A 22,014-nucleotide genomic window follows, 5' to 3' on the forward strand; every position below is an offset into this window, starting at 1 on the left:
TGATTTTCACGAAAGGGGAGAAGTCATGAAGAATAGGATCGGCATAGATGCTGGAGGGTCATTAATCAAAATAGCTTATGAAGAAAATGGAAGAATGCATTTCCGGAAACAACCAATTGGGGAAATGGATGTTGCACTAGAGTGGCTGAAAATGGTTTCCTCAAACAAAACGATTTTCCTGACAGGCGGGAGAGCAGGAAAAATTAAAGCGAATTTTTTTCCGGACGCTGAGATTGTCGATGAATTTACTGCAGCATGTGAAGGTGCGAATTACTTAATGATGAAGGAAGGATTACATAATAATGAAAAATCCTTGCTCATCAATATTGGAACCGGCACTTCCTGGTTTAAGCTTGAAGGTGAACACTATGACAGAATTCTTGGAAGCGGAATCGGCGGTGGTACATTTATGGGAATGGGAAAACTTTTGGCCGATCCAAGTGATTTTGCAAGTCTGGTAAGTTTGTCTGCTTCTGGTAAAAAGGGAACCGTGGACCTGCTGGTGAAGGATATCTATCATCCGGAAGAACCACCAATTCGTGGCGATTTAACTGCAAGCAACTTCGCCAAGACAGAAGCAATCCATTCAAGCTCTTCAGCCGACAGAATGGCGTCAGTTTTGAATATGATTACAGAGACCATAACTCTTCTAACTGTACAAGCTGCTGCTCTACACAGCACAAAGAAAGTCATTTTCATAGGAAGTACACTCGCAGGCAATAAGCCAATGCAAGACAGCCTTGATTCTTATTGTAAAATGTCGGGTCTGGACCCAATCTTTCTTCAAAACGGGGAATTCAGCGGAGCAATCGGAGCAATGCTCAAGTAATATGAACTTACCTACTAATTAAAATCGTAAAAAGTAGCCGAATTAAAAGAGGAGAATCTATTTTTTAGATTCTCCTCTTTCTAACCAGAAGTAATTTAATTCCTTCCTTTAAAAACATCAGAAACAATTTCAAAGGATTTCAGTCTAGCTTTATGGTCAAATATTTGTGCGTTGATAATCATTTCGTCTGCTTGTGTTTCATCCAGGAATTGCTGCAGCTTAGTTTTGATGGTTTCTGGGCTTCCAACGATTGATGAACCAATACGGCTGTCCAGCAGCATTTTTTCATACTCGCTGAGCTTGTCTTCCAAGTTCTTGACAGGGGGGAGCAATGGACTAGGATTATTCCTGAACAGGTTAAGGAACTGCTGCTGCATGGAGGTTGCGAGGAACTCTGCTTCCTCATCCGTTTCGGCAGCAATCACGTTTACTCCGACCATTGCGTAAGGCGCTTGCAAATCTTCTGAAGGCTGGAAGCTCCTTCGGTAAAGCTTGAGTGCACCTAATGTATTTTCCGGTGAGAAATGGCTGGCGAAAGAAAACGGCAAACCTAGTTGTCCCGCAAGCTGTGCACTATAGCCACTTGAGCCTAATAGCCAGATTGGAATGTTCAATCCTTCGCCGGGAATCGCCCTGACACTTCGATATTGCGAATCGAGTTCCGGATTGAAATATGCACGAAGTTCATCCAATTGCTCAGGGAAATCCTGACCATCACTGCGACGTTCGCGCCGTAAGGCATAGGCCGTCACCTGGTCAGTACCCGGAGCGCGTCCTAGTCCAAGGTCGATCCGTCCCGGGAATAGGGATTCAAGCGTACCGAAATGTTCAGCAATCACCAGTGGAGCATGGTTAGGGAGCATAATCCCGCCCGAGCCAACTTTAATGGAGGTTGTTCCCGCTGCAACATGGCCGATTACAACCGAGGTAGCTGAACTTGCGATGCCAGGCATGTTATGGTGCTCTGCTAACCAATAGCGGTTGTATCCCCAACTTTCAGCATGCTGGGCAAGGTCAAGTGTGTTTTTGAGCGCATGTGCAGCTGTGCCGCCTTCAAGAATCGGGGACAAGTCAAGCACGGAATATTTGATATCGTTTATACGTTTGTTGTCGGTCATTTTTCCATCTTCCTTCATTGAATAATATTAACTGCCAGGAGTAGCCTTTTTCCTGTTCCCAGCGTTTATACAATTCAATAGTACCAATAATCTTTCGGTAATCAAAATAAAATGATTTGAGATATTAGGAATGAGAACATTTAAAAGAGGGGGGTGAGGAGGGATGCGGGGAACAAGCTTATCTTTTTAAGGATAGGTATTCATAAACCTCCCGCAAGTTCTGGTAACCATGCTCCTGGGCTTTTTTTATATAGAATGCCCAAAGCTTCGCTGCCATTTTAGCATCCGCCAATGCATGATGCCTATTTTTCACTTCAATCCCGCACTCAAGGCAAATTTGTTCCAAAGGCAGGGAATTAACAACGGGCTGGAATATTCTGATCAAAAATGAAGTATCAATTACTCTGTGTTCAAAATTTAAGCGTAAATGATTGCTTGTGAATTTCTTCATAAAGGCTTGCTCATGTTTTGCATGGTGAGCTACAAGTACTGAGCTGCCTATGAAATTTAAAAATTCCATCAGGGCTTGTGAAGTTTTCGGGGCAGTCAAGAGCTCTTCCTCAGTAATAGAAGTCAGCTTAAGGACATCAGTAGGCACTGAAATTTCAGGGTTGATTAATGAATAAAACACCTCATTTTCAAGTACTGTGGACCCAATCACTTTGACAGCTCCGATAGAGATGATTCTATCGCCTTTTTCAGGATAAAAGCCTGTTGTCTCAAGGTCAAAAACTACGACTGGCAATTCTTCCAATGGACAGTCAAGGCTATTTCCTTCCTTCATTTCTTTTTGAAGCTGTCTTAAAAACGACATTTGCTGTGGATTTGAGTGTGTTGGCATTCCGGCATAGATGTTCGATCCAAGCTTCCCGGTCATTTGCCGAAAGAAACGAATCATATCATTCATTCCCAAAAAAATCACTTCCTTTCAAGCAGCTTTCTGACATGTTCATAAAATTGTTCACCAACTTTAAGAATCTCCTTTAATGCTTTCTTTTCATCTTTAGCAAGCTTATTAATGTTAACGTAGTGCCCGGAGTCATAATCCCTGTGACTTCCATGTTTAAGGCGATAGTCAAGCAGTGCAGAAAAATTACGGCTGTACAAAGATTTATCTTGATGTGGCATCACGACGTCAGATAAAAGACTGATACGGGAGAGAGTCGGAGTTTCTTTTATCCCTTCGTAAAATGACAACAGCCTTGCTGCATTTACAAAGGGGAAAAACGCTGTCTCCTTTAGATTAATAGATCCAGTAAAAGCGCCATGAGTTTCTACAAGCAGCTGACCAAGTACTCCGACCCCTTTTTTAAGAAACATTGTGTTATGAAGCATTCTTAACAGCAATTGCTCTCTTTTAACTTCATCAAAGGCTTTTTCTTTCAAGATATTTAATAGGCTATGGTCGCCATAGATGGTCCTGGCATCGGCGAATATAAGCAAATATCGAATTGACTCCCATGAAGATACACCAACCCAAAGTCCAAGTTGATTCTCCCAATCCTTCAGAGATTTACACCACAATGGATTGCTGGCCATAACAGAGCCGGAACATTTTTTATAGCCAGCCAGATCTAATCCTTCTGCAATCTCTTTACCTAACTTTAAAAAGTACTCCTGTGATTCATTACTGTTTGTTTTGAAAACAAGTCCGTGGTCCTGGTCACTCCAAATAGATTGCTCCATCCGCCCAGCACTGCCCATGACGAAGAAACAGAAAGGGGAAGGGGGGTTCCCGAATTCCTTTGACAATTTGCTTACTGCAGCAGATATGACTTGTTCATAGATTAAGTCATGGAAATGATTTAATTGATCATTGCTAAAAGTTACGTCAGACAGCCCTCTGGCTCTAATTGCATTTATATTTGAATAGTCATTGAAGTTCATAAGTCGGACGTCCTCCTTTCTCCATTAATAAAAGGGTTGTTTTCGCATTGATTGTTGCTTTTCGAAATCATTATAATATCCGCGTTCTTTTTTAGAATCGGAGCTCTTTTCAAGGAGATTACCGAATAGGGAATGAATTAGTAATCATAAAAACCCAGGTACCGGTTTTTACTTTTGATTGTGAAAGCAACAGAGTTAACGAAAAGAGCCTAATCAAAAGACGGCTGGCCCGCAATAGGGGCCGCCGCTCAATAATCTCAAACTTCAATAATCTAATTGACAGATGGATGCTGTGAACTCAAAGGGACATTGGCAGTGCCGGTGACCTCGATTGATCCCTTTGCTGCTGCTTCTTTATTGACCAATTCCGGATATCCATAGCTTCCGTGTTCACTAATATCCAGGCCAATGATTTCTTCCTCTTCTGTTACCCTCAAGCCCTTCATTGCTACCTTCATAATCGATAAGATGATATAAGATACGATGAAAGCGAAGGCACCCGAGGCCACAACTCCCAACGCCTGTACTCCCAGCTGTTCAAAACCTCCTCCATAAAACAAACCTGGTTTCCCAACTGTGGCTAACTCGGGGGTTGCAAAGAATCCTGTTGATAAAGTTCCCCAAACACCAGCCGTACCGTGTACTGAAAGCGCAAAGATAGGATCATCTATCTTTCTGCTTTCAAAGAAGCGAATACTATAGAAAACAAGGATGCCGGCAATCAGTCCGATGACAACCGCTGCCCAAGTATCAACAAAAGCACAGGATGCCGTAATGGCCACTAGACCTGCGAGCGCTCCGTTAAGCATCATTGGAACATCAGCTTTGCCTACTACAATCCATGATATGAGCATGGCTGCAACCGTACCAGCAGCTGCCGCAAGATTCGTGTTGAGAGCAACAAACCCAAAGAATGCTCCATCAACAGAAACAGTGCTTCCTGCATTAAACCCAAACCAGCCAACCCATAATAACAATACGCTCAATGCTGTGAAGACCTGATTGTGACCTTCAATATTATTAGCTGAACCATCTTTATTGTATTTTCCAATACGCGGCTTTAGAAGAATGGTTGCTGCCAGAGCTGCCATTGCACCAGTAAGATGGACAACAGTTGAACCAGCAAAATCCTGTTTTCCATGTTCTGCAAGCCAGCCGCCGCCCCAAATCCAATGGGCGATGAACGGATAAACTAATACTGAGAATAGAAGTGCAAAAACAAGATATACAGATAATTTTGCTCTCTCAGCAAATCCGCCAAAGGCAATCGTTAAAGATATCCCGGCGAATGCCAGTTGAAATAGAAAGAATACAGCCCCTGAAAGTCCTAAACCCTCTATATCATAGCCTGAATAGAAAAAGTCCGAGAATCCCAAAATCGAGTTACCTTCTCCAAAAATAAGACCATAACCTACAGCCCAGAAAACAATTGATGAAATCCCAAATGTCAAAATCGTTTTTCCGGCAATGTGGCCGGCATTCTTCATTCGTGTTGATCCTGTTTCAAGCAGGATGAAACCTCCAATCATCAAAATAACTAAAACTGCGGAAATCATAACCCATAGACTATTCATTAAAAATACCGTATCCATTTGTGCCTCTCCCTTCAAATTGTGAATGTAGTTTGTATTCTCGCATGTATTTTTTAATCAATCTACAGTTGTGTAAGAAAACCTCACATGTTTTTTGGATAAAAAGAAAAAACCTCCAATTTTGAAGGTTTTATAGTTTAGTATTTTCGAACGCCGAAACGGGCATTCAATTGTCCCTGGATCATTTTCTTATGAGCTTCTTCATCAGTCCGTTTCTTTTCTCGAATCATTTCCTGCCGTATTTCGTATGTCTGGACACCGTCTTCGATTTTATTGGCAATCTCGACTAATTGTTCAACGTCAGCAAAAGAATATCTCCTGCTGCCACCAGGTGTCCGGTCCGGGAATATCAGCTTCCTTTCTTCGTAATAACGAATCTGCCGTTCTGAAAGTCCGGTTAATTCTTTTACAATTCCTATCGTGATTACTTTTTTGTCTTTATAAGAAGATTCATTTGCCAACCTAATTCACCACGTTTCAATGGGGGTAATTTATATTATGTTATATTTTCTCACATGAGACTTCTTTTAGCAAAGATTAACTTTAAAGCTCATTTATTTAGGCCTTTACTGATATTTTTAAGTTCCGTAATCGTTAATTTTTTTAAATCTTCTTCAGTTTCGTCAGTAATTCCTGAAGTAAGCAGGTGGCGAATATAATGGTCCTTTAGCTTTTCAACTGCAGAACGTAAATGAAATGACATATTATATCCCCCCTAATAAAAATCATTTTGCACTGCCCTTAACAGTTCCTGTGCATGATTTCCTTGTCTATTCAATAGCTCCTCGAATAATTCATCCCGGTATGCATCAATCAAGATTATTAAGTAAGCCAAATTCAAATCCTTTCGTTGGTCCATTTTCGTTCCCCTTTTCCATTTAAATGGGTTACCTTTAATTTTTTTATCATAAGGGGATTTTAAATTGCAGTCAGTAAATGTGTTAGGATTTCTGACCAGATTTTTCGTTGATGACTAATGAATACATAAGAAAAAGGTAAACCTATAATGATTTGTCCATAAGGAGGAATAAAGATGGAACAAAATATTCAGCCGGAAAATAGAGGTTATGTCATAAATGAATATGATGTACTTAAAAAGGTCATTCTTTGTCAGCCACAATATATGACAATCCGAGATGTGATAAATGAAACCCAGAAACATTTCAAGGATGTAGGCATACATATAGAAGTTGCCTTGGAGCAGCACAATGAATTTGTGAATACATTAAAAAATTACGGGGTGGAGGTCATCCTGCTTCCATATCATAAGAAATACCCCGAGCAAGTGTTCACGAGGGATATCGGTTTTACACTCGGCCAAACCATTTTTGTTGCTGATATGGCTAGTGATGTGCGCAAGGGAGAGGAGGATGTCCTGAAACAGTGGCTCGAGGATGAGGAAATCTCTTATTATAACTTGCTAGGAGACCAGATCGAAGGTGGGGATGTTGTCATTGACCAGGATACAGTGTACGTTGGGTTAAGCAACCGCACTAACCAGCAGGCTGCAGACCATTTACAAGGATTGCTTCCGCAGTTCAACGTTCGGGCTATTCCATTTAAAGCCGAGTATTTGCACCTTGACTGTGTCTTTAATGTCGTTTCACCAGAAGTCGCATTAATCTATCGGCCTTCATTGACAGAGGAAGATATTAATTTGTTCAGTTCAAAATATGACTTGATTGACGTTAGCGAAGAAGAACAATTTACTCTCGGAACGAATGTGCTTTCTATCGGAAATAATAGAATCCTCAGCTTGCCTGTAAATAAAGGAGTTAATGAACAGTTAAGAAGTAAGGGGTTTGAAGTAATCGAAGTCGATATCACAGAAATCATTAAATCAGGCGGATCATTCCGCTGTTGTACACTTCCGATTTTGCGAGAGAAGAGCACACATTAATACCTTAAAAAGAAATAATGATAATGAGCGGGAGACAAGTCGTCTCCCGCTTTTTTCGTTTAAGGGAAGAGAGGGTGACTCGGACAGCTTTAGAGGAAACCAGTGGTAAGCTGTCAGAACATGGAGCAACTTCAGACAGCTTTAGATAAATCCAGCGATAACCTGTCCGAACCAGAGCAACACAGGTCAGGTTTCCAGGAAACCAGCAAAAATAACTGCCCGAACTTGTGTTTTTTAACAGTTTAATAAAATGTTTACTGTTAAATATCAGTTTTTGATTGTCCTTTAGGTAAAATTATCTTATAATTCAAAATAGCAAGAAATCAAAATTGTAAAGGGGGATTCATTTGGAAGCTTTTGTTTCTTGGCTCAATGGGATTTTATGGAGCAATCCGGTCATTTATATCATTCTTGGAATCGGCTTGCTCTTCTCGATCCTGACACGATTTTTACAAGTTAGACTTTTAAAGGACATGGTAACACTCATGTTCAAAGGTAGAAGTTCCGATGCGGGTGTTTCATCTTTTCAGGCCTTATCTATTGCTTTATCCGGCCGTGTAGGAACTGGTAATATCGCAGGTACTGCCACTGCTATCGCAATGGGCGGACCTGGTGCGGTATTCTGGATGTGGACGATTGCATTTATCGGGGCAGGCAGTGCATTCGTAGAATCAACACTTGCTCAAATTTACAAAGTTAAGCAAGATGGTCTCTACCGAGGGGGTCCTGCATACTACATCGAAAAAGGACTTGGAATCAAGTGGTTTGCTATTGTATTTGCTATAGCAGCGCTTCTGGCAATGTCATTATTGATGCCAGGTATTCAGTCTAACTCGATCGCGCTTGGTTTGGAAAACGCATTTGGCGTAAGCAAATCAGTGACAGGTTTCGTTGTAATTGCTCTTTTAGCTCTGATCATTTTCGGTGGTGTAAAAAGAATTGCTTCCGTAGCCCAATATACTGTTCCATTTATGGCAGTTGGCTACATTCTTGTTGCGCTTGTCATTATCGGGATGAACATCTCTGAGGTGCCAGCCGTTTTCTCATTGATTTTCAAAAGTGCATTCGGTGCTGATTCAATGTTCGGCGGTATTCTTGGCAGCGCGATTGCATGGGGTGTAAAACGAGGAATTTACTCCAATGAAGCAGGACAGGGAACTGGCCCACACGCAGCGGCTGCTGCAGAGGTTTCCCACCCGGCTAAACAAGGTCTTGTCCAGGCATTTTCCGTTTATATTGATACTTTATTCGTTTGTTCCGCAACAGCATTCATGATCCTGTTCACAGGCATGTTCAACACAGTTGGTGCTGACGGTGCATTCATTGTAGAAAATCTTCAAGGCGTGGAAGCTGGGCCAGGATATACACAGGCGGCTGTTGATGCAGTTCTCCCTGGATTCGGGGCGGAATTTGTTGCTGTAGCACTATTCTTCTTCGCTTTCACAACAATCATGGCATACTACTATATGGCTGAAACGAATATTGCTTATCTTCTAAGAGGCAGGGATGGAAAAGTTCCAATGTTCATTCTGAAGATTGTCATCCTTGGTGCTGTCTTCTATGGAGCAGTAAAAGAAGCGTCATTAGCATGGGCGCTTGGAGATGCAGGCCTCGGATTGATGGTATGGCTTAACCTTATAGCCATAGTCCTGCTTGCAAAGCCAGCGTTAATTGCCTTGAAGGATTATGAGGAACAGAAAAAGCAAGGACTTGATCCGGTCTTCAATTCCAAAAAGCTTGGCATCAAAAATGCTGAGTACTGGGAAGAAGAATATTCCTTCAAGCATGATAAGGAAAAAGTATCATAATTATGTCACTTAAGAAGAGTTGCCTTCTCTATAGGCAGCTCTTTTTTTGACTTCTTTTGGTTTGATTATATTGTCCTGGTGGAATGGGAAGAATGATAGCATTAAGGACAAATCGGGGGAATTTCATGAGAATATTATGCATTGACGGTGGCGGTATAAGAGGCATTTTCCCGATTGCCATCCTGCAAGCGATAGAAGAAGAGTATGGAAAGCCTGTGGGTGAACTGTTTGATGTAATCTCAGGGACAAGTACAGGGGCTATCATTGCTGCATCAGTTGCTTTGAACACTTCGATGCAAGAGTTGATGGGAAGATACGAGACTTATGGTGAAAGGATTTTTGAGAGAAAATCAAAGATAGGTCTTTTAAAGAGTGTTTATAGTGACAGGTATTTACGGCGGCTGTTAAAACAGGCCTTTAAGGACATTACTCTTGGAGATATTGAAAAACCTTTGTTGATACCTGCTGTTGATATAACACACGGTAAGCCTTATGTCCATCGAACCGACTTTGGTTACTCGTCCGAAAATGAATTATCGATAAAGTTATGGGATGCCGTTCTATCTTCCTGTTCAGCGCCGATCTATTTTCCTCCCAACAATGTGAACAATCAATATTTATCAATCGATGGAGGATTATGGGCTAATAACCCTTCATTGGTGTGTGTTACTGAGGCCTTGCACCATTTTAAAGCGGCCTTGGATGAAATTGAAATACTATCTATTGGTACAGGACAACAGAATATCGATTTTACCATAGATAAGGAAAAGTACTGGGGAATCCGTCAATGGCTGCCATTCCAGTTTCCTTCTTTTAAGGTCACGCCAAAGTTGTTGGATTTGGCGATGGATTTATCCTCTGAATCAGTATCTTATCATTGCCGCCTTTTACTCGGCGAACAATACCTTCGCCTGAATACAGAGTTATCGGAAGAAGTTCCGTTTGACGATTTTACAAATATGGCTAAGTTAAAGGCTCTGGGACAGCAAGTTTTTCATGACAATAAAGAAAAAATAGGATCATTTTTATCAGATAAATAAATATTACTTTATGCTGGCTAAAATATCCTTTTTAACTTAGTCTTAATTAGAATGGGGATTCTATAGTTTTGAGATACTATGCTTTGTAATTAAAGACAGGAGGGACTTTCGATGGAAAAACTTGAAGTTGGCGAAGTATTCACAATAAGCGACGAGAATGATGTGGAGCAAGAGGTCGAGGTCATCGGTATGGTGACGATTGAAGGGACTGACTATGCAGCAGTAAGCTTTGTTGATGACCTTCAGACAGAAACGGACGAAGACATTGATATCTTTTTTCTGAAAATGGACGAAGATGGAGATTTTGCAGCAATTGAATCGGATGATGAATTCGAAAAGGTTTCTGCGGCATTTGATGAAATAATGAATGAAGAAGGAGAATAATGAGCAGGAGGGAGGTTAATCCTCGCTCCTTTTTTGATATTTTAAATAGTGGTACAGGCTGCTTCGGCAAAAAAACTTGTAAATAGGAGGAAATCATGCGCGTTTGTCGAATTGTTTTTGAAAGGAGTTGATTCAATTGGATAGCGTCGTCCTTGTTACCTTTAAAATTAAGGGAATTCCTATACCTATTAAAATAGCATCTACTGTCGAACCAAGCAGGGAGCAAATACTGAAGAAAATTTCGGATTTAGCAAACGGTTATGACTTATCAGGCGAGATCCAATTCAAGAAGCTCCTTAAGGAAAATGGCCATAAAATGTACATCTATGAAATTGGCGACAGGAAGTGCATGGTGCTGGTAGAAAGGCTCGAGAAAATTAAAGAATTTGAAGAGATCGGGTCATAGAATTATAGTTAAGATGTTTATTGCTTCCCATTTAGCCATATTTTCTTGAGATACAGTACTTTTACATTACAAGCCTTCTTTTAATGTAAATATGATTAAAAAGAAACCCAGAGGCATAGTCCCCTGGGTTATTTCGCGTTAATTGTACGATTTTAATGCTTCTGATTTTTTGTTTTTAAATACACATTGGAAAATCATCACTGTTTCCAGAAAAATAACCTGTAAATCAGATTTATTCCACACTTTCGCCATAATCCACTGTCATTAGCAAGGTATTTTCCAGTCTGCCTTTTTCTGCCTTCAGGTAACCGATGGAGTTTTTCGTTTCGGCAATGCTGCCATCTTCAAAAGAATTGTAGTGTATACGTTCTTCCCACAAGCGTTTTTCATTCGGATTTAAATCACTTTTACCAAGGGTAATATTGTAAGTTTCGCCGCAGCTTCGGTAAAGGGACTGCTCACGCCGTTTGCGAGCGTTGAGCCAAAGCACTGACTTCATTAACACTCCCCATAACCCTGTAAAGCTATCATTATGAATGGGACTGCTTGTGAATTGAAAGAAGGAATGTTTTTTACCTTCACTGAACTGGACATCTGATTTCACGGATGAGGAGAAGTGCACATCTCCGGACAGCAATACACAGTACGCAGGGTCCCAGCTGACAACTTGTGAAATAAAAGCATAAAAGCCTTTTCCATTGTACTTCCATCCATCAAAATCAAAGGTTGTCTGGACTGGGAAGCCTAAAACTTTGAATGGAAATACATATTTATGGAGAAAGGATTCGATTAATCCCATTCCGTAAAAAGGCGTCGGTGAAACGATATTCAGGGGAGTTTTGCTTCTCCAGCCGCTGCGCATCAATTTTTTGGTAATGGCCTCCCAGCCTGACTCGCTGATCAGGAGAGGAGTACGAGTTGTTTCTTTAATCACACTTCCGAGTTTAACTGGCTTTGGCCATGGGTCGAACTCTCGCTGGGTCCTTGTATCAAGGAAGACTGTTTTCGGATTGGTAGGAGCAATGAAATGCCAGGAATGAAAATCCCAGAGATAACTCAGTCCTTCCCTATAACTGGCTGAATCAATGCTAGTTGAGGTAATATAGCTATTAACTTTTTGGAGAAATGTCTGATCAAAGCCTTCGGGTTCATTTCCCCATCCCTGGAATAGCCAATAGGCGGTAAGACCGTTACCGATGATATACTTGCCCAAAGGAGATTCTCTGACAGAAGCAGTCCACTTTTCGGATATATTCCAATCATCAGTCAAGTCATGGTCATCAAAAATCATGTAGGTTGGCGTGTTAGCCATCAAACGCCTTGCTGCAGACAGTGAGACGACAAAGTCCCTCACATTTTCAATTTGCTCCTCATATCTCGCCTCTAGCATGGAGAGTTCCTTCATTCTTTTCTTTTCATCTTTATCCAGTTTAAGGTGAAGTTTATTTTTTTCCTGTAGCTGTTGAAAGGAGAGAATAAGGTCATTTTCATGGATGTAATCCCAAATATCCGGACTCCAGCTGAATAAATACATGACTGCATATTCACCAAAAGTGATCAGATGGTTATCACCCTTTCTGGTTGAAAAGTTGGCGAGATGTTCAACCAGGAATTGCCGTCCATTCACCTGGTCGAGTCGGGTATTTAAGTTCTCTGGAAGGAGCTCCTGTAAAATGCCATTTCTGTTATCACCGATCAATTCCTTGCCAAGTTCAGTCAGTATAGGAATGAGCGGGTCAGCAACATCATCAGCATATATCTGGTCTCCCATTAAAAATAAGGCATTAGGCCTCTCTGAAGAATTAAGATGGATATTTTCAACGAGGGCATCGGCTGCAAAAAGGGCATCATCACCCTGTCCATGCGGCTTTCGGCAGGAGCCGTACAGCAAGTTTGTAGGCTCGCTTTCATGGTCTATATAAAATGCGGGATATTTAAGGTCTCCGTATACAATTGATCGGGGATTATCAGGGTTGAGCAGATTATAACTACCTAGATTATGGACAAGTTGCCCTCTTTTAAAAATTAAATCATAGCCAAGGAGAGTGCATGGAGGGAAATTTGAATGGTCAGGAGAAATTTTAACCAAATATATAAATAACTGCTCTCCTGCTTTGAACGTTTTCGTTTCAATATGAATTCCTAAAGGAATATAATGCTTCTCTTCGTCTGTACCAGTAATATCGATCTGGAATAATTGAGCGTCGATTTCAACCTGGCAGCTTAAAGCAATCCAAATATTTATTGAAGAAGGTTCGACCCTTCTAATGATTGGCCCGGATAAAATAGTTGGCAATCTCATTCATCAGTTCACCACCGTCTAGTTCTTTACTGCTAACTTATTCATGCAGTAACTAAACGGTGTCCAACAGGACCACGAATAAAGGAAGCCAATAGCGGCTTCCTTTATTATTTCCTGATATAGTATCGAGGATCTTCTTGTTTTATTAATTCTCCTGCGATTAAAGCTGTGGCACTATGATTCCCTTTAGCATCAAGACCCGCTTCCCAAAGCATCATGCCACCCAGCTGTTGTGAGAGTGCAAGGTCTGTTTTCTTTTTCAATGTCAAATGGCCATTATAATGATATGTTGTCCCATTCATCTCGACCTGATCTTTTCCGGCATTAGCAGGATGGTGATTGATTAGAGCTTCGTAAGAAACCTGTTTGATCAATGGATCTTCAGGCTGTGCATATAGCGGCACACCCAGGACCAGTTTGTCCCTTGAAAATCCATGCTGGTCAAAAAGTGCCGTCCAGTAATCCACTATATTAGCAGAATAAGAGTAAGGCGATAAATTCGCAGCGTTATACTTTCCATCCCATTGACCATCGTATGCCATCAAATTGACATGGTCAAAATATTTGAACATGGATGGCTCAAAAACAACAGAATGAATTTCAGTACCTGTCACGCTATGCACCTTGGCGTTTACAGCGATAGACAGTTCTTTACCGTTTGGTTTCAGCTGCTCCCTTAATTCTTTTGCAAAATCAGCCAGATAGCGGGCGTCTTCTGCTGAGCGAGGGTGCTCAAAATCGATATCGACTCCATCAAGCTTTTCTTTTTCAGTAAAACTTACAAGCTCGTGAACTAGTTTTTTTCTTGATGCAGAGTTTGATATGGCTGCTTTGAAATAATCATAAGATTCCCCGCCATTGATATGGTACCAGCCACCGATTGCCAGCATAACTTTCGTATCGTGTTTTTTAGCGTTAGTAACAATTGCCCTTAAATTTTTGACAGCATGATCCCCATTCATTAACAGGCTGCCATCCTTGTTTGGATGTGCAAAGGAAAATATCACATGAGTCAAGCTTTTGTAATCGATCTCGTCTGGCTTCCTGAAATCCTGGACATATCCAATCAAAACCTTTGATTCTTGCTTTTTCAATTGAGGTTCTTTTTTAACTGCTGGTATTTTGACTGAATGTGCAGCTTGAGCACTGGTTGCGATCGTTTTGGTTTTTTGCGTATTCGAATAGATTGTTCCAAATATAAAACCGCCCACGAAGATGAGGATAATGACCAACAGGGGCAGAAAGCGTATTTTCATATGTTGTCCTCCTGAGTTTAATCAACCTCAAAATTGTAACAGAGAATACACCGTTATAGCTGTGGAAATATCAGCCTATCTATTAAAGCGATAGATTAATAAACGAGAACCGGGGGAATATAATAAATATACTGAATGATTGGAGCGGATAATATGGACTCAAAGAAGGTTAGAGCTGGGAGTACAGAATTAAGTTATTATGATGAGGGCAAAGGAAATCGAATCGTCCTAATACATGGTTTTGCTGGCAGCAAGCAATATTGGGGCAAAATCATTCCTCAATTGGCAGACGAGCACAGGGTGATTGCACTCGATTTGCCTGGACATGGAGCCTCAGGCTTGGAGAAAGACAAAAATTCAATAGAGGATATGGCTGAAACAGTTAAAGAATTACTTGATCAATTAGAATTAGATCAAGTGACAATGTTTGGTCATTCGCTAGGCGGATATATCACCCTGGCTTTTGCCGAGCTGTATCCTCAGTATTTAAACGGTTTTTCTTTGGTACATTCGACGGCTAATCAGGATTCTGAGGAAGCGAAGGAAGCTAGAGAAACAAATGCAAAAAAGATTCAGGAAGAGGGAGCAGGACCATTTATCGAAGGACTTTCCAGGAAGCTATTTTCTCCTGATAATACTGAAGTGAATGCAAAGGAAATCGAAGAGACTGTCAAAATTGGCATGACGACGAAAGTGGAAGGCCTTGTCAGCGCATTGGTGGCTATGAAGAATAGGCCAGATCGAAATCAAGTGTTAGTGGAGACTGCACTTCCCGTACTCCTGATTGCAGGCGAACACGATCAAATCATTCCTGCTGAAAAAACATTTACTGTGACCAAGTCAAATATCGAAAAGAAGACCATTAAAGATGCAGGCCATATGAGCATGTATGAACAGACGGAAGAACTTGTTACGGTAATGAAAGATTTTCTAGAAAAAATATAATGAGTCCAAGATACCTGTCCAAGGGCAGGTGTTTTTTTTACGCAATGGATAAGTGGTAGAATGGTATTCAGCAAGTCTATAAGGAGTGGATATATTGGTTGACAGAATTATTTTAGGTGGACATCCAATCGTTATCAATAGATTTGACTTGGACAATAGTAGGGACTATGGCGCTAACCTCTTAACAAATCTCCTATTTAAGGTATAATATTATCTGTGAGCAGCTGCTGCCGGAACTTTAAGGCAGCTATCTGATATAAGTTGAAAGAGAGTGGAATTTATGGGTCGTAAATGGAACAACATTAAAGAGAAGAAAGCGTCCAAGGATGCAAATACAAGCAGGGTTTATTCAAAATTCGCGCTTGAGATTTATGTTGCAGCCAGACAAGGGGAACCAAATCCAGAATCCAACCAGGCGCTGAAATTCGTCCTCGAAAGAGCGAAGACATATAATGTACCAAGAGTTATTATTGACAGGGCAATTGAAAAAGCCAAGGGCGGAGCTGAAGAAAATTATCAGGAGCTTCGTTACGAAGGCTTTGGTCCTAATGGTTCAATGGTGATTGTTGATGCACTTACAAACAATGTAAACCGTACAGCATCAAATGTACGCGCTGCTTTTGGAAAGAATGGCGGCAATATGGGAGTAGCTGGATCCGTCTCTTATATGTTCGATAAAACCGCTGTAATCGGTTTTGAAGGAAAGTCAGCTGATGAGGCACTTGAAATATTGATGGAAGCGGATGTTGATGCACGCGATATCCTTGAAGAAGACGATTCCATCATTATTTATGGTGAGCCTGATCAATTCCACGCTATCCAGGAAGCATTTAGGAATGCGGGTATCACTGACTTTACTGTCGCTGAGCTAACAATGCTGCCTCAGAACGAGGTTACACTTGACGAAGAAACACAGGAACAATTCGAGAAGCTTATTGATGCCCTGGAAGATTTAGAGGATGTCCAGCAGGTATACCATAATGTGGATTTAGCTTAATTGAATTTTCTTATACAAAAACAAACCCATTCTACAGAGGAATGGGTTTGTTTTTTAGTTTTTGCTTTCGTTTTGCAAGCTTCAAAGTCTACAAAAAGATCCTTTAACCTGCCAATTTATATTTCGACAGTTCTTTGTCCAGTTTACGTAATAAGATTAATCGGTACATCCTAAAATCTGCACGGAGTGACCAGATGGGATGGCCAAATGTAGCGGGCTTGTTGCCTTCGATAAAGAAATGACTGAACCACGCGAACGCGTAAGCGGTAACAGGCGCCAGCAATACCAACCAAAAGTTCAAGGTAATTAACGCTGCGATTATAAATACGAAAACAAAACTTGTACCGACAAAATGCCATCCTCTTGTTGAACGTTTACTGTGCTGCGATAAATAGAAAGGCCAAAATTCTTCATAATCTTTAAACTCCATTTTCAACCTCCTAATACTATTTACTAAATATATTTCTATGTGTAATAGAAAATCCCTCTAAATTTTCCAGAAGACAGATTTCTTGCAGAATGAAGGGGTAAATTAATAAAGGATAGACGGCGGGTAAGTTTAGCCTTACAAAGCAAGATGTGTTAACAATGCTATAAAAAATTGGAGGTGCAGCATGAATTTTAATGACGGGTTGGTCCAATCAATTAAAAATCATGCAGTAAGAATTGATACATACGAGGATTTGGACTCGATTGTAAAAGCAGCAGCAAATAAACAATATGTGATGCTAGGAGAAGCTTCTCATGGAACTTCAGAATTCTATACAATCAGGGCAGAAATCAGTAAAAGATTAATTGCGGAGCATGGGTTTTCATTTATTGCTGTGGAAGGTGACTGGCCATCGTGTTTCACAGTGAATCAATATATTAAAGGACACAATAAAACCGATGCTCACACCGCCTTACAAGATTTCCACCGCTGGCCTTCTTGGATGTGGGCAAATGAAGAAATTCTGGAACTTGTAAAGTGGTTGCAGAAATACAATGATACAGCAGACAAACAAGTTGGTTTCTACGGGCTTGATGTTTATAGTTTGTGGGAGTCGATGGAAGAAATCATCAAGCAGCTTGAAAGAATTTCTCCTGAGAACGTAGAATCAGTAAAGCAGGCTTTTTCATGCTTTGAACCCTTTGAGCGGCGCGGTGAGAATTATGCGATTTCATCGGTTTATTATGGAGAAGACTGTACGGAGGAAGTAATTAAGGTTCTAATCGACCTTCAGAATAAACGCAAGAGCTACCCAAAAGAGGAGGAGGGTGACTTGAATTTGGAGGTTAACAGTCTTGTCATGCTAGATGCTGAACGTTATTACCGGGCCATGGTGAAAGGCGGTGCAGAGGACTGGAACATCCGTGATACCCACATGGTGAGCGCATTGGAAAAAGTCATGAATGCCCATGGTGAAAGAGCCAAAGCAATCATCTGGGAGCATAATACTCATATAGGAGATGCAAGAGCAACAGATATGGCGGATGATGGCATGATAAATGTAGGGCAGATTCTAAGAGAAAAATATAGTCAACAGGTTTACGCAGTTGGTTTCGGAACCCACCGTGGCACAGTGATAGCTTCTAATCAGTGGGGCAATTCTGTTAATGTGATGGAGGTACCTGATGCTAAGGTTGGCAGCTGGGAGGATGCTTTGCATCAGGCCGGGGCTTTTGATAAATATATTTTATTTAACAAGAAAAATAAAAGGGAGTTCGGAAGTGTTTTGGGCCATCGAGCCATAGGGGTTGTCTATGACCCTGAGCTTGAACATTTAGGCAACTATGTTCCTTCCTATGTTTCCAGAAGATATGATGCCTTCATTTTTATTGATGAGACCAAGGCCTTATCACCAATATTCATATGAACCGAAAAGCGTCCCTGAAATGGAACATTGGAACTATTAAGTTTAATCCGCATGTTATACAGGAATAGACAGATATATTGGAATTGCAGGTGGTAAACATGGTAGATACTTTTATTAGGGACATTTCGCGCGAGGAAATTATAAAACTTGCTATATTTTTAGTGATGATTATTTTAGGAAATTGGCTGATCAAGAGGGCCGCCAAGTTTTCGGCAGCAAAAAACTCAAGATTTTTCCAAAGAGCTCTGCCTATAATCGATTCCCTTACCGATTGGGTAACTTTTTATGGAATCATCATTTTGCTTTTATTAACCTTCTCAAAGAATGAATGGTTATTTGAAACGTTATATACTCATGGGGAAGTGAAAGTATCAATCTTTCTGATTATCATTGCATTGCTCATCGTTTCACTGGCACATAGGCTTATTAAATTATTTAATAAGTATATTTTATCCTCTGTCTATGATTACTATGGAGTAGACAGGGGTTTGGGATATACTTTCAATCAAATCATTTACTATACTGTTATGTTTGCAGCCCTGGTCGTAAGTTTGACCAGCGTAGGGATCAACCTGACTGCGCTAGGGGCAGTTTTTGGAGTTCTTGGAATTGGTATTGGTTTTGGAATGAGGAATGTTGCTGGTAACTTTGTATCGGGTATCATAATTTTGTTTGAAAGACCGATTGAGGTAGGGGAAATTATTCAGATTAATGATAAGGTCGGACGGGTTGAAAATATTCGCTTAAGATCCACCATTATCCGTACTGCAAAGGAAGGTACCTTGATTGTTCCTAACCAGTATTTTATCGAGCAGATCATCAAGAATAGAACTAGTGCAGAAATGATGGCACAGGTAAAGATCAGTGTTGCTTTTGGCACAGATACACATATGGTACAGGCTCTTCTTGAACAAGCAGTTAATGAAATCAAGGAAAATGAAAAGGGTATCCTTGATTCTCCTAAGCCAGATATCCGTTTTATTGATTTCCATAGCAAGGCGATGGAGTTCTTGATTGAAATACCGGTCGTTAACTTTGAAATTAAAGAAAAGATCGAAAGTAAACTGAGACATATGGTTGCGGCGATTTTTGTTAAACACGATATTCAGCTCCCAACCGTAAACTTTCAGATGTTGGATTCAAATTGAACTTTGGATTTTCAGCAGCAGACTAGCAAAAAGAGAGTTTACCAGCATGGGTAAACTCTCTTTTTGTTCCCTATTTAAATACTTCTAATCGCCTCTGCAATATCCATGTCTCCTGAAATTAAATCAAAAGATTTTTTGAATGCAGACTCTTCATTTAAGCAGGCTAATATGGTTTTAGCTACATCGACCCTTGGTATTGTTCCTGTTTTCAGATTTTCAGCAATCTGAACTTTTCCCGTACCAGGTTCGTTCAGTAACCCACCAGGCCTGATGATTGTATAATTCAGGCTGCTCTGCAGCAAAGCTCGATCAGCATAGTGTTTTGCGACATAATAAGGTTTGATGACTTCAGACCAATTCTCACGCTTATGTGCTTGCAGGGCACTGACCATAATGAACCGGCCAATACCCACCTGTTCTGCAGCTTCCACCGTTTTCACGGCGCCATCCAAATCTACTAAGAGAGTTTTATCCAGACCTGTATGCCCTCCTGAACCTGCTGCGAACACAATCGCATCGCAGCCTTTTGCGGCAGATGCGATATCCTCTACAGTACCTTCCAGGCTGGCGATTGTTGTTTCAACGCCTTTGTCTTCAAACTCCGGAGTTTGTTCCGGTTCTCTCAACATCGCTCTTACCTCATGTTCACTACTTTCATTAAGCAGATCAACAAGTTGTTTGCCAATCTGTCCATTTGCTCCTACAACTAATACTTTCATTTTTAAAAACCTCCTTTAATCATCCTTCTATAATCTACCCGTTATTGACTATTGTAAAAGTAATGAATTTAACATGAAAGCCAGATAAGTATGAACAATGTAAATTGGGGAAAATAACAGAAGCTTCGATTTTCCGTTCCGATATCCTATTACCAAGAATGCGCTAAAAAAGTGAAGCTGGTTATAAAGTAGATTGGCTACACACATAGAATGGAGGGCAAAGCAGATGGGTGCTGTAGAACGGGGCGGTTATATTTTCGAACCTGAATATAGTGTGATTAACCAGGACGGAGCTATCCACGTTTATCACAAAGGGGAGTTCATTGAAGAGTTGAAATTCACCTTCGTTGGCGAAGCTCCTGATCCGAGTCTTACTGAGCGATTAATCGGCCAGTATTGCGAAAAGCATGGAATAGACTCATGAGTTTTCAAAAGTCCACAGATATAACCAGCCTTGATTAATCTGAACTAAAAACAGCTGCTCTAATAAAAGGGCAGCTGCTATCATCCTAAGCATTGAAGAAAGAAATCTCTCTCCTTTTATGCAGTAATATTCTCCTCCATTTCACCCTCTCCTAATGTTTCTCCTTCAGAGCGAGCAACATAGACCGCGCAGGCAGCATCCCCGGTAATGTTCACAGCTGTTCTGCACATATCAAGGAGACGGTCAACCCCCAGCACTAAAGCAATAGCTTCGACAGGCAATCCTACTGAAGTTAATACCATTGACAGCATAATCAAACCCACTCCAGGGACGCCTGCTGTTCCGATACTTGCAAGAGTCGCAGTCAATATGACAGTCAATAGTTGGCCGAGTCCAAGTTCGGCTCCATAAACCTGGGCGATGAAGATGGTGGCAACTCCTTGCATGATGGCCGTTCCATCCATATTGATCGTGGCTCCCAGCGGCTGTACGAAACCACTGACACTTTTTGATACCTTGAGATTGTTTTGCAATGTTTTCATTGAAATAGGCAGGGTCGCTGCACTACTGGAAGTGCTGAATGCTACAATCATTGCGGGTGAGAATTCTTTGATGAATTTAATTGGATTCAGTTTTCCAAGCAAGGATACTGCTGAACCATAGGTGATTACCAGATGAAGCAGTAGTACAAACAGAACCACGAACATATATTTACCCATTGCTGCGATTGCCTCCAGTCCCTGACTGCCGATTGCTGTAGCAATCAAACCGAAAGCCCCGTATGGTGCAAATTTCATGATAGCCTGAACTATATACATCAATACTTCGTTGGCCTGTTCGACCAGTTTGATCAGTCCAGATGCTTTTTCACCAACTCTTGCTATACCAAAGCCAATGATAATCGAAAATGCGATCACCTGGAGCATAGAACCCTCGACCATGGCACCAAGAGGGTTGGCAGGAATAATATTCAATAGTGTTTCAATAACCGGCGGTGCCTCTGCAGCTTCAAAACTTGCGCCATCCAATTGGAAGCTGCCTGAACCTGGTTGAACCAGAAGTGCCATTCCAATCGCCAGAACTAAGGCAATTGCGGTGGTGATGAGAAAGAAGGAAATCGTCTTGCCGCCGATCCTGCCGAGCTTCTTAGGATCACTAATTCCCGCAGTTCCTAGTATAAGAGAAACGATGACAATAGGTACAACAAGCATTTTAATCAAATTGACAAAAATTTTACCAAGGGGGACAAATAAATAACTATTGACTGTTTCGAACACTCCAGGCAAAGCTAAGTTAAAAATAAGACCGACAATAATACCCAGTCCCATCCCATACAGGATTTTGCGTGTCAGTGACATTTCATCTCCTCCTAAAAATAAAAAATAAAAGAATGAAAGCGCTTA

Annotated in this window: 23 protein-coding genes; 11 read left to right on the forward strand and 12 right to left on the reverse strand. The window is 41.0% G+C overall.

Features of this window, described 5'->3' with window-relative positions; translation table 11 throughout:
- Positions 1-25: 25 nt before the first annotated feature.
- A complete protein-coding gene (coaW, locus tag DYI25_RS06675; protein WP_213367630.1) occupies positions 26-829 on the forward strand; it encodes a type II pantothenate kinase in 804 nt (267 codons plus the stop codon).
- Between the two features lie 95 nt (positions 830-924).
- Here coaW and DYI25_RS06680 read toward each other — a convergent pair whose 3' ends face one another.
- The 7 genes from DYI25_RS06680 to DYI25_RS06710 all read right to left on the reverse strand — a co-directional run bounded on the left by DYI25_RS06680 (position 925) and on the right by DYI25_RS06710 (position 6,285).
- Positions 925-1,947, reverse strand: a complete 1,023-nt coding sequence (locus DYI25_RS06680) for an LLM class flavin-dependent oxidoreductase (RefSeq protein WP_213367631.1) — start codon at positions 1,945-1,947, stop codon at positions 925-927.
- A 178-nt stretch (positions 1,948-2,125) separates the two neighbouring features.
- A complete protein-coding gene (locus DYI25_RS06685) occupies positions 2,126-2,854 on the reverse strand; it encodes an exonuclease domain-containing protein (RefSeq protein WP_249745384.1) in 729 nt (242 codons plus the stop codon).
- Between the two features lie 11 nt (positions 2,855-2,865).
- Positions 2,866-3,834 (reverse strand): DUF294 nucleotidyltransferase-like domain-containing protein, encoded by a 969-nt coding sequence (locus DYI25_RS06690; protein ID WP_213367633.1) that lies wholly within the window; start codon positions 3,832-3,834, stop codon positions 2,866-2,868.
- Positions 3,835-4,106: 272 nt separating this feature from the next.
- Positions 4,107-5,426, reverse strand: coding sequence for an ammonium transporter (locus DYI25_RS06695; protein WP_213367634.1), 1,320 nt, complete (start codon positions 5,424-5,426; stop codon positions 4,107-4,109).
- A 137-nt stretch (positions 5,427-5,563) separates the two neighbouring features.
- The gene (locus tag DYI25_RS06700) at positions 5,564-5,887 is read right to left on the reverse strand and encodes a MerR family transcriptional regulator (RefSeq protein ID WP_213367635.1); all 324 of its coding nucleotides are present in this window, start codon (positions 5,885-5,887) and stop codon (positions 5,564-5,566) included.
- Between the two features lie 89 nt (positions 5,888-5,976).
- Positions 5,977-6,129, reverse strand: coding sequence for a Fur-regulated basic protein FbpA (gene fbpA / locus DYI25_RS06705; protein ID WP_213367636.1), 153 nt, complete (start codon positions 6,127-6,129; stop codon positions 5,977-5,979).
- Positions 6,130-6,141: 12 nt separating this feature from the next.
- The gene (locus tag DYI25_RS06710; protein ID WP_213367637.1) at positions 6,142-6,285 is read right to left on the reverse strand and encodes a hypothetical protein; all 144 of its coding nucleotides are present in this window, start codon (positions 6,283-6,285) and stop codon (positions 6,142-6,144) included.
- 174 nt (positions 6,286-6,459) lie between these two features.
- On the opposite strand from DYI25_RS06710, the gene DYI25_RS06715 reads away from it, so the two are divergent.
- The 5 genes from DYI25_RS06715 (at position 6,460) to DYI25_RS06735 (ending at position 10,964) form a co-directional block, all read left to right on the forward strand.
- Positions 6,460-7,326: a dimethylarginine dimethylaminohydrolase family protein gene (locus DYI25_RS06715; protein ID WP_213367638.1), complete on the forward strand. Its 867-nt coding sequence runs from the start codon at positions 6,460-6,462 to the stop codon at positions 7,324-7,326.
- Between the two features lie 347 nt (positions 7,327-7,673).
- A complete protein-coding gene (locus DYI25_RS06720; RefSeq protein WP_213367639.1) occupies positions 7,674-9,134 on the forward strand; it encodes an alanine/glycine:cation symporter family protein in 1,461 nt (486 codons plus the stop codon).
- Between the two features lie 125 nt (positions 9,135-9,259).
- Positions 9,260-10,174, forward strand: coding sequence for a CBASS cGAMP-activated phospholipase (locus tag DYI25_RS06725; protein ID WP_213367640.1), 915 nt, complete (start codon positions 9,260-9,262; stop codon positions 10,172-10,174).
- Positions 10,175-10,285: 111 nt separating this feature from the next.
- On the forward strand, positions 10,286-10,558 hold the full coding sequence (locus DYI25_RS06730; RefSeq protein WP_213367641.1) for a DUF1292 domain-containing protein: 273 nt from the start codon (positions 10,286-10,288) through the stop codon (positions 10,556-10,558).
- A gap of 136 nt (positions 10,559-10,694) precedes the next feature.
- Positions 10,695-10,964: a hypothetical protein gene (locus DYI25_RS06735; RefSeq protein ID WP_213367642.1), complete on the forward strand. Its 270-nt coding sequence runs from the start codon at positions 10,695-10,697 to the stop codon at positions 10,962-10,964.
- Between the two features lie 232 nt (positions 10,965-11,196).
- Here the strand turns inward: DYI25_RS06735 and DYI25_RS06740 are convergent, their stop codons facing one another.
- Together DYI25_RS06740 and DYI25_RS06745 are read right to left on the reverse strand one after the other, a co-directional pair.
- The gene (locus tag DYI25_RS06740) at positions 11,197-13,266 is read right to left on the reverse strand and encodes a hypothetical protein (RefSeq protein ID WP_213367643.1); all 2,070 of its coding nucleotides are present in this window, start codon (positions 13,264-13,266) and stop codon (positions 11,197-11,199) included.
- 107 nt (positions 13,267-13,373) lie between these two features.
- Positions 13,374-14,522 (reverse strand): glycoside hydrolase family 18 protein, encoded by a 1,149-nt coding sequence (locus DYI25_RS06745; protein WP_213367644.1) that lies wholly within the window; start codon positions 14,520-14,522, stop codon positions 13,374-13,376.
- 153 nt (positions 14,523-14,675) lie between these two features.
- Between DYI25_RS06745 and DYI25_RS06750 the strand changes: the two genes are divergently transcribed.
- Together DYI25_RS06750 and DYI25_RS06755 are read left to right on the forward strand one after the other, a co-directional pair.
- The gene (locus DYI25_RS06750; RefSeq protein WP_213367645.1) at positions 14,676-15,467 is read left to right on the forward strand and encodes an alpha/beta fold hydrolase; all 792 of its coding nucleotides are present in this window, start codon (positions 14,676-14,678) and stop codon (positions 15,465-15,467) included.
- A 280-nt stretch (positions 15,468-15,747) separates the two neighbouring features.
- A complete protein-coding gene (locus tag DYI25_RS06755) occupies positions 15,748-16,464 on the forward strand; it encodes a YebC/PmpR family DNA-binding transcriptional regulator (protein WP_213367646.1) in 717 nt (238 codons plus the stop codon).
- 103 nt (positions 16,465-16,567) lie between these two features.
- Here DYI25_RS06755 and DYI25_RS06760 read toward each other — a convergent pair whose 3' ends face one another.
- Positions 16,568-16,894 (reverse strand): DUF962 domain-containing protein, encoded by a 327-nt coding sequence (locus tag DYI25_RS06760; protein WP_213367647.1) that lies wholly within the window; start codon positions 16,892-16,894, stop codon positions 16,568-16,570.
- 184 nt (positions 16,895-17,078) lie between these two features.
- Between DYI25_RS06760 and DYI25_RS06765 the strand changes: the two genes are divergently transcribed.
- The gene (locus tag DYI25_RS06765) at positions 17,079-18,320 is read left to right on the forward strand and encodes an erythromycin esterase family protein (RefSeq protein ID WP_213367648.1); all 1,242 of its coding nucleotides are present in this window, start codon (positions 17,079-17,081) and stop codon (positions 18,318-18,320) included.
- Positions 18,321-18,418: 98 nt separating this feature from the next.
- Positions 18,419-19,468, forward strand: coding sequence for a mechanosensitive ion channel family protein (locus DYI25_RS06770; RefSeq protein ID WP_213367649.1), 1,050 nt, complete (start codon positions 18,419-18,421; stop codon positions 19,466-19,468).
- A 74-nt stretch (positions 19,469-19,542) separates the two neighbouring features.
- On the opposite strand, the gene DYI25_RS06775 is transcribed toward DYI25_RS06770, so the two are convergent.
- Complete coding sequence (locus DYI25_RS06775; protein WP_213367650.1) at positions 19,543-20,187, reverse strand: SDR family oxidoreductase; 645 nt, start codon at positions 20,185-20,187, stop codon at positions 19,543-19,545.
- Between the two features lie 226 nt (positions 20,188-20,413).
- On the opposite strand from DYI25_RS06775, the gene DYI25_RS06780 reads away from it, so the two are divergent.
- Complete coding sequence (locus tag DYI25_RS06780; RefSeq protein ID WP_213367651.1) at positions 20,414-20,611, forward strand: YbxH family protein; 198 nt, start codon at positions 20,414-20,416, stop codon at positions 20,609-20,611.
- Between the two features lie 116 nt (positions 20,612-20,727).
- Here DYI25_RS06780 and DYI25_RS06785 read toward each other — a convergent pair whose 3' ends face one another.
- Complete coding sequence (locus DYI25_RS06785; RefSeq protein ID WP_213367652.1) at positions 20,728-21,969, reverse strand: dicarboxylate/amino acid:cation symporter; 1,242 nt, start codon at positions 21,967-21,969, stop codon at positions 20,728-20,730.
- Positions 21,970-22,014 lie beyond the last annotated feature (45 nt).

It is taken from the genome of Mesobacillus boroniphilus (genome assembly GCF_018424685.1).
GTDB lineage: Bacteria > Bacillota > Bacilli > Bacillales > Cytobacillaceae > Mesobacillus > Mesobacillus boroniphilus_A.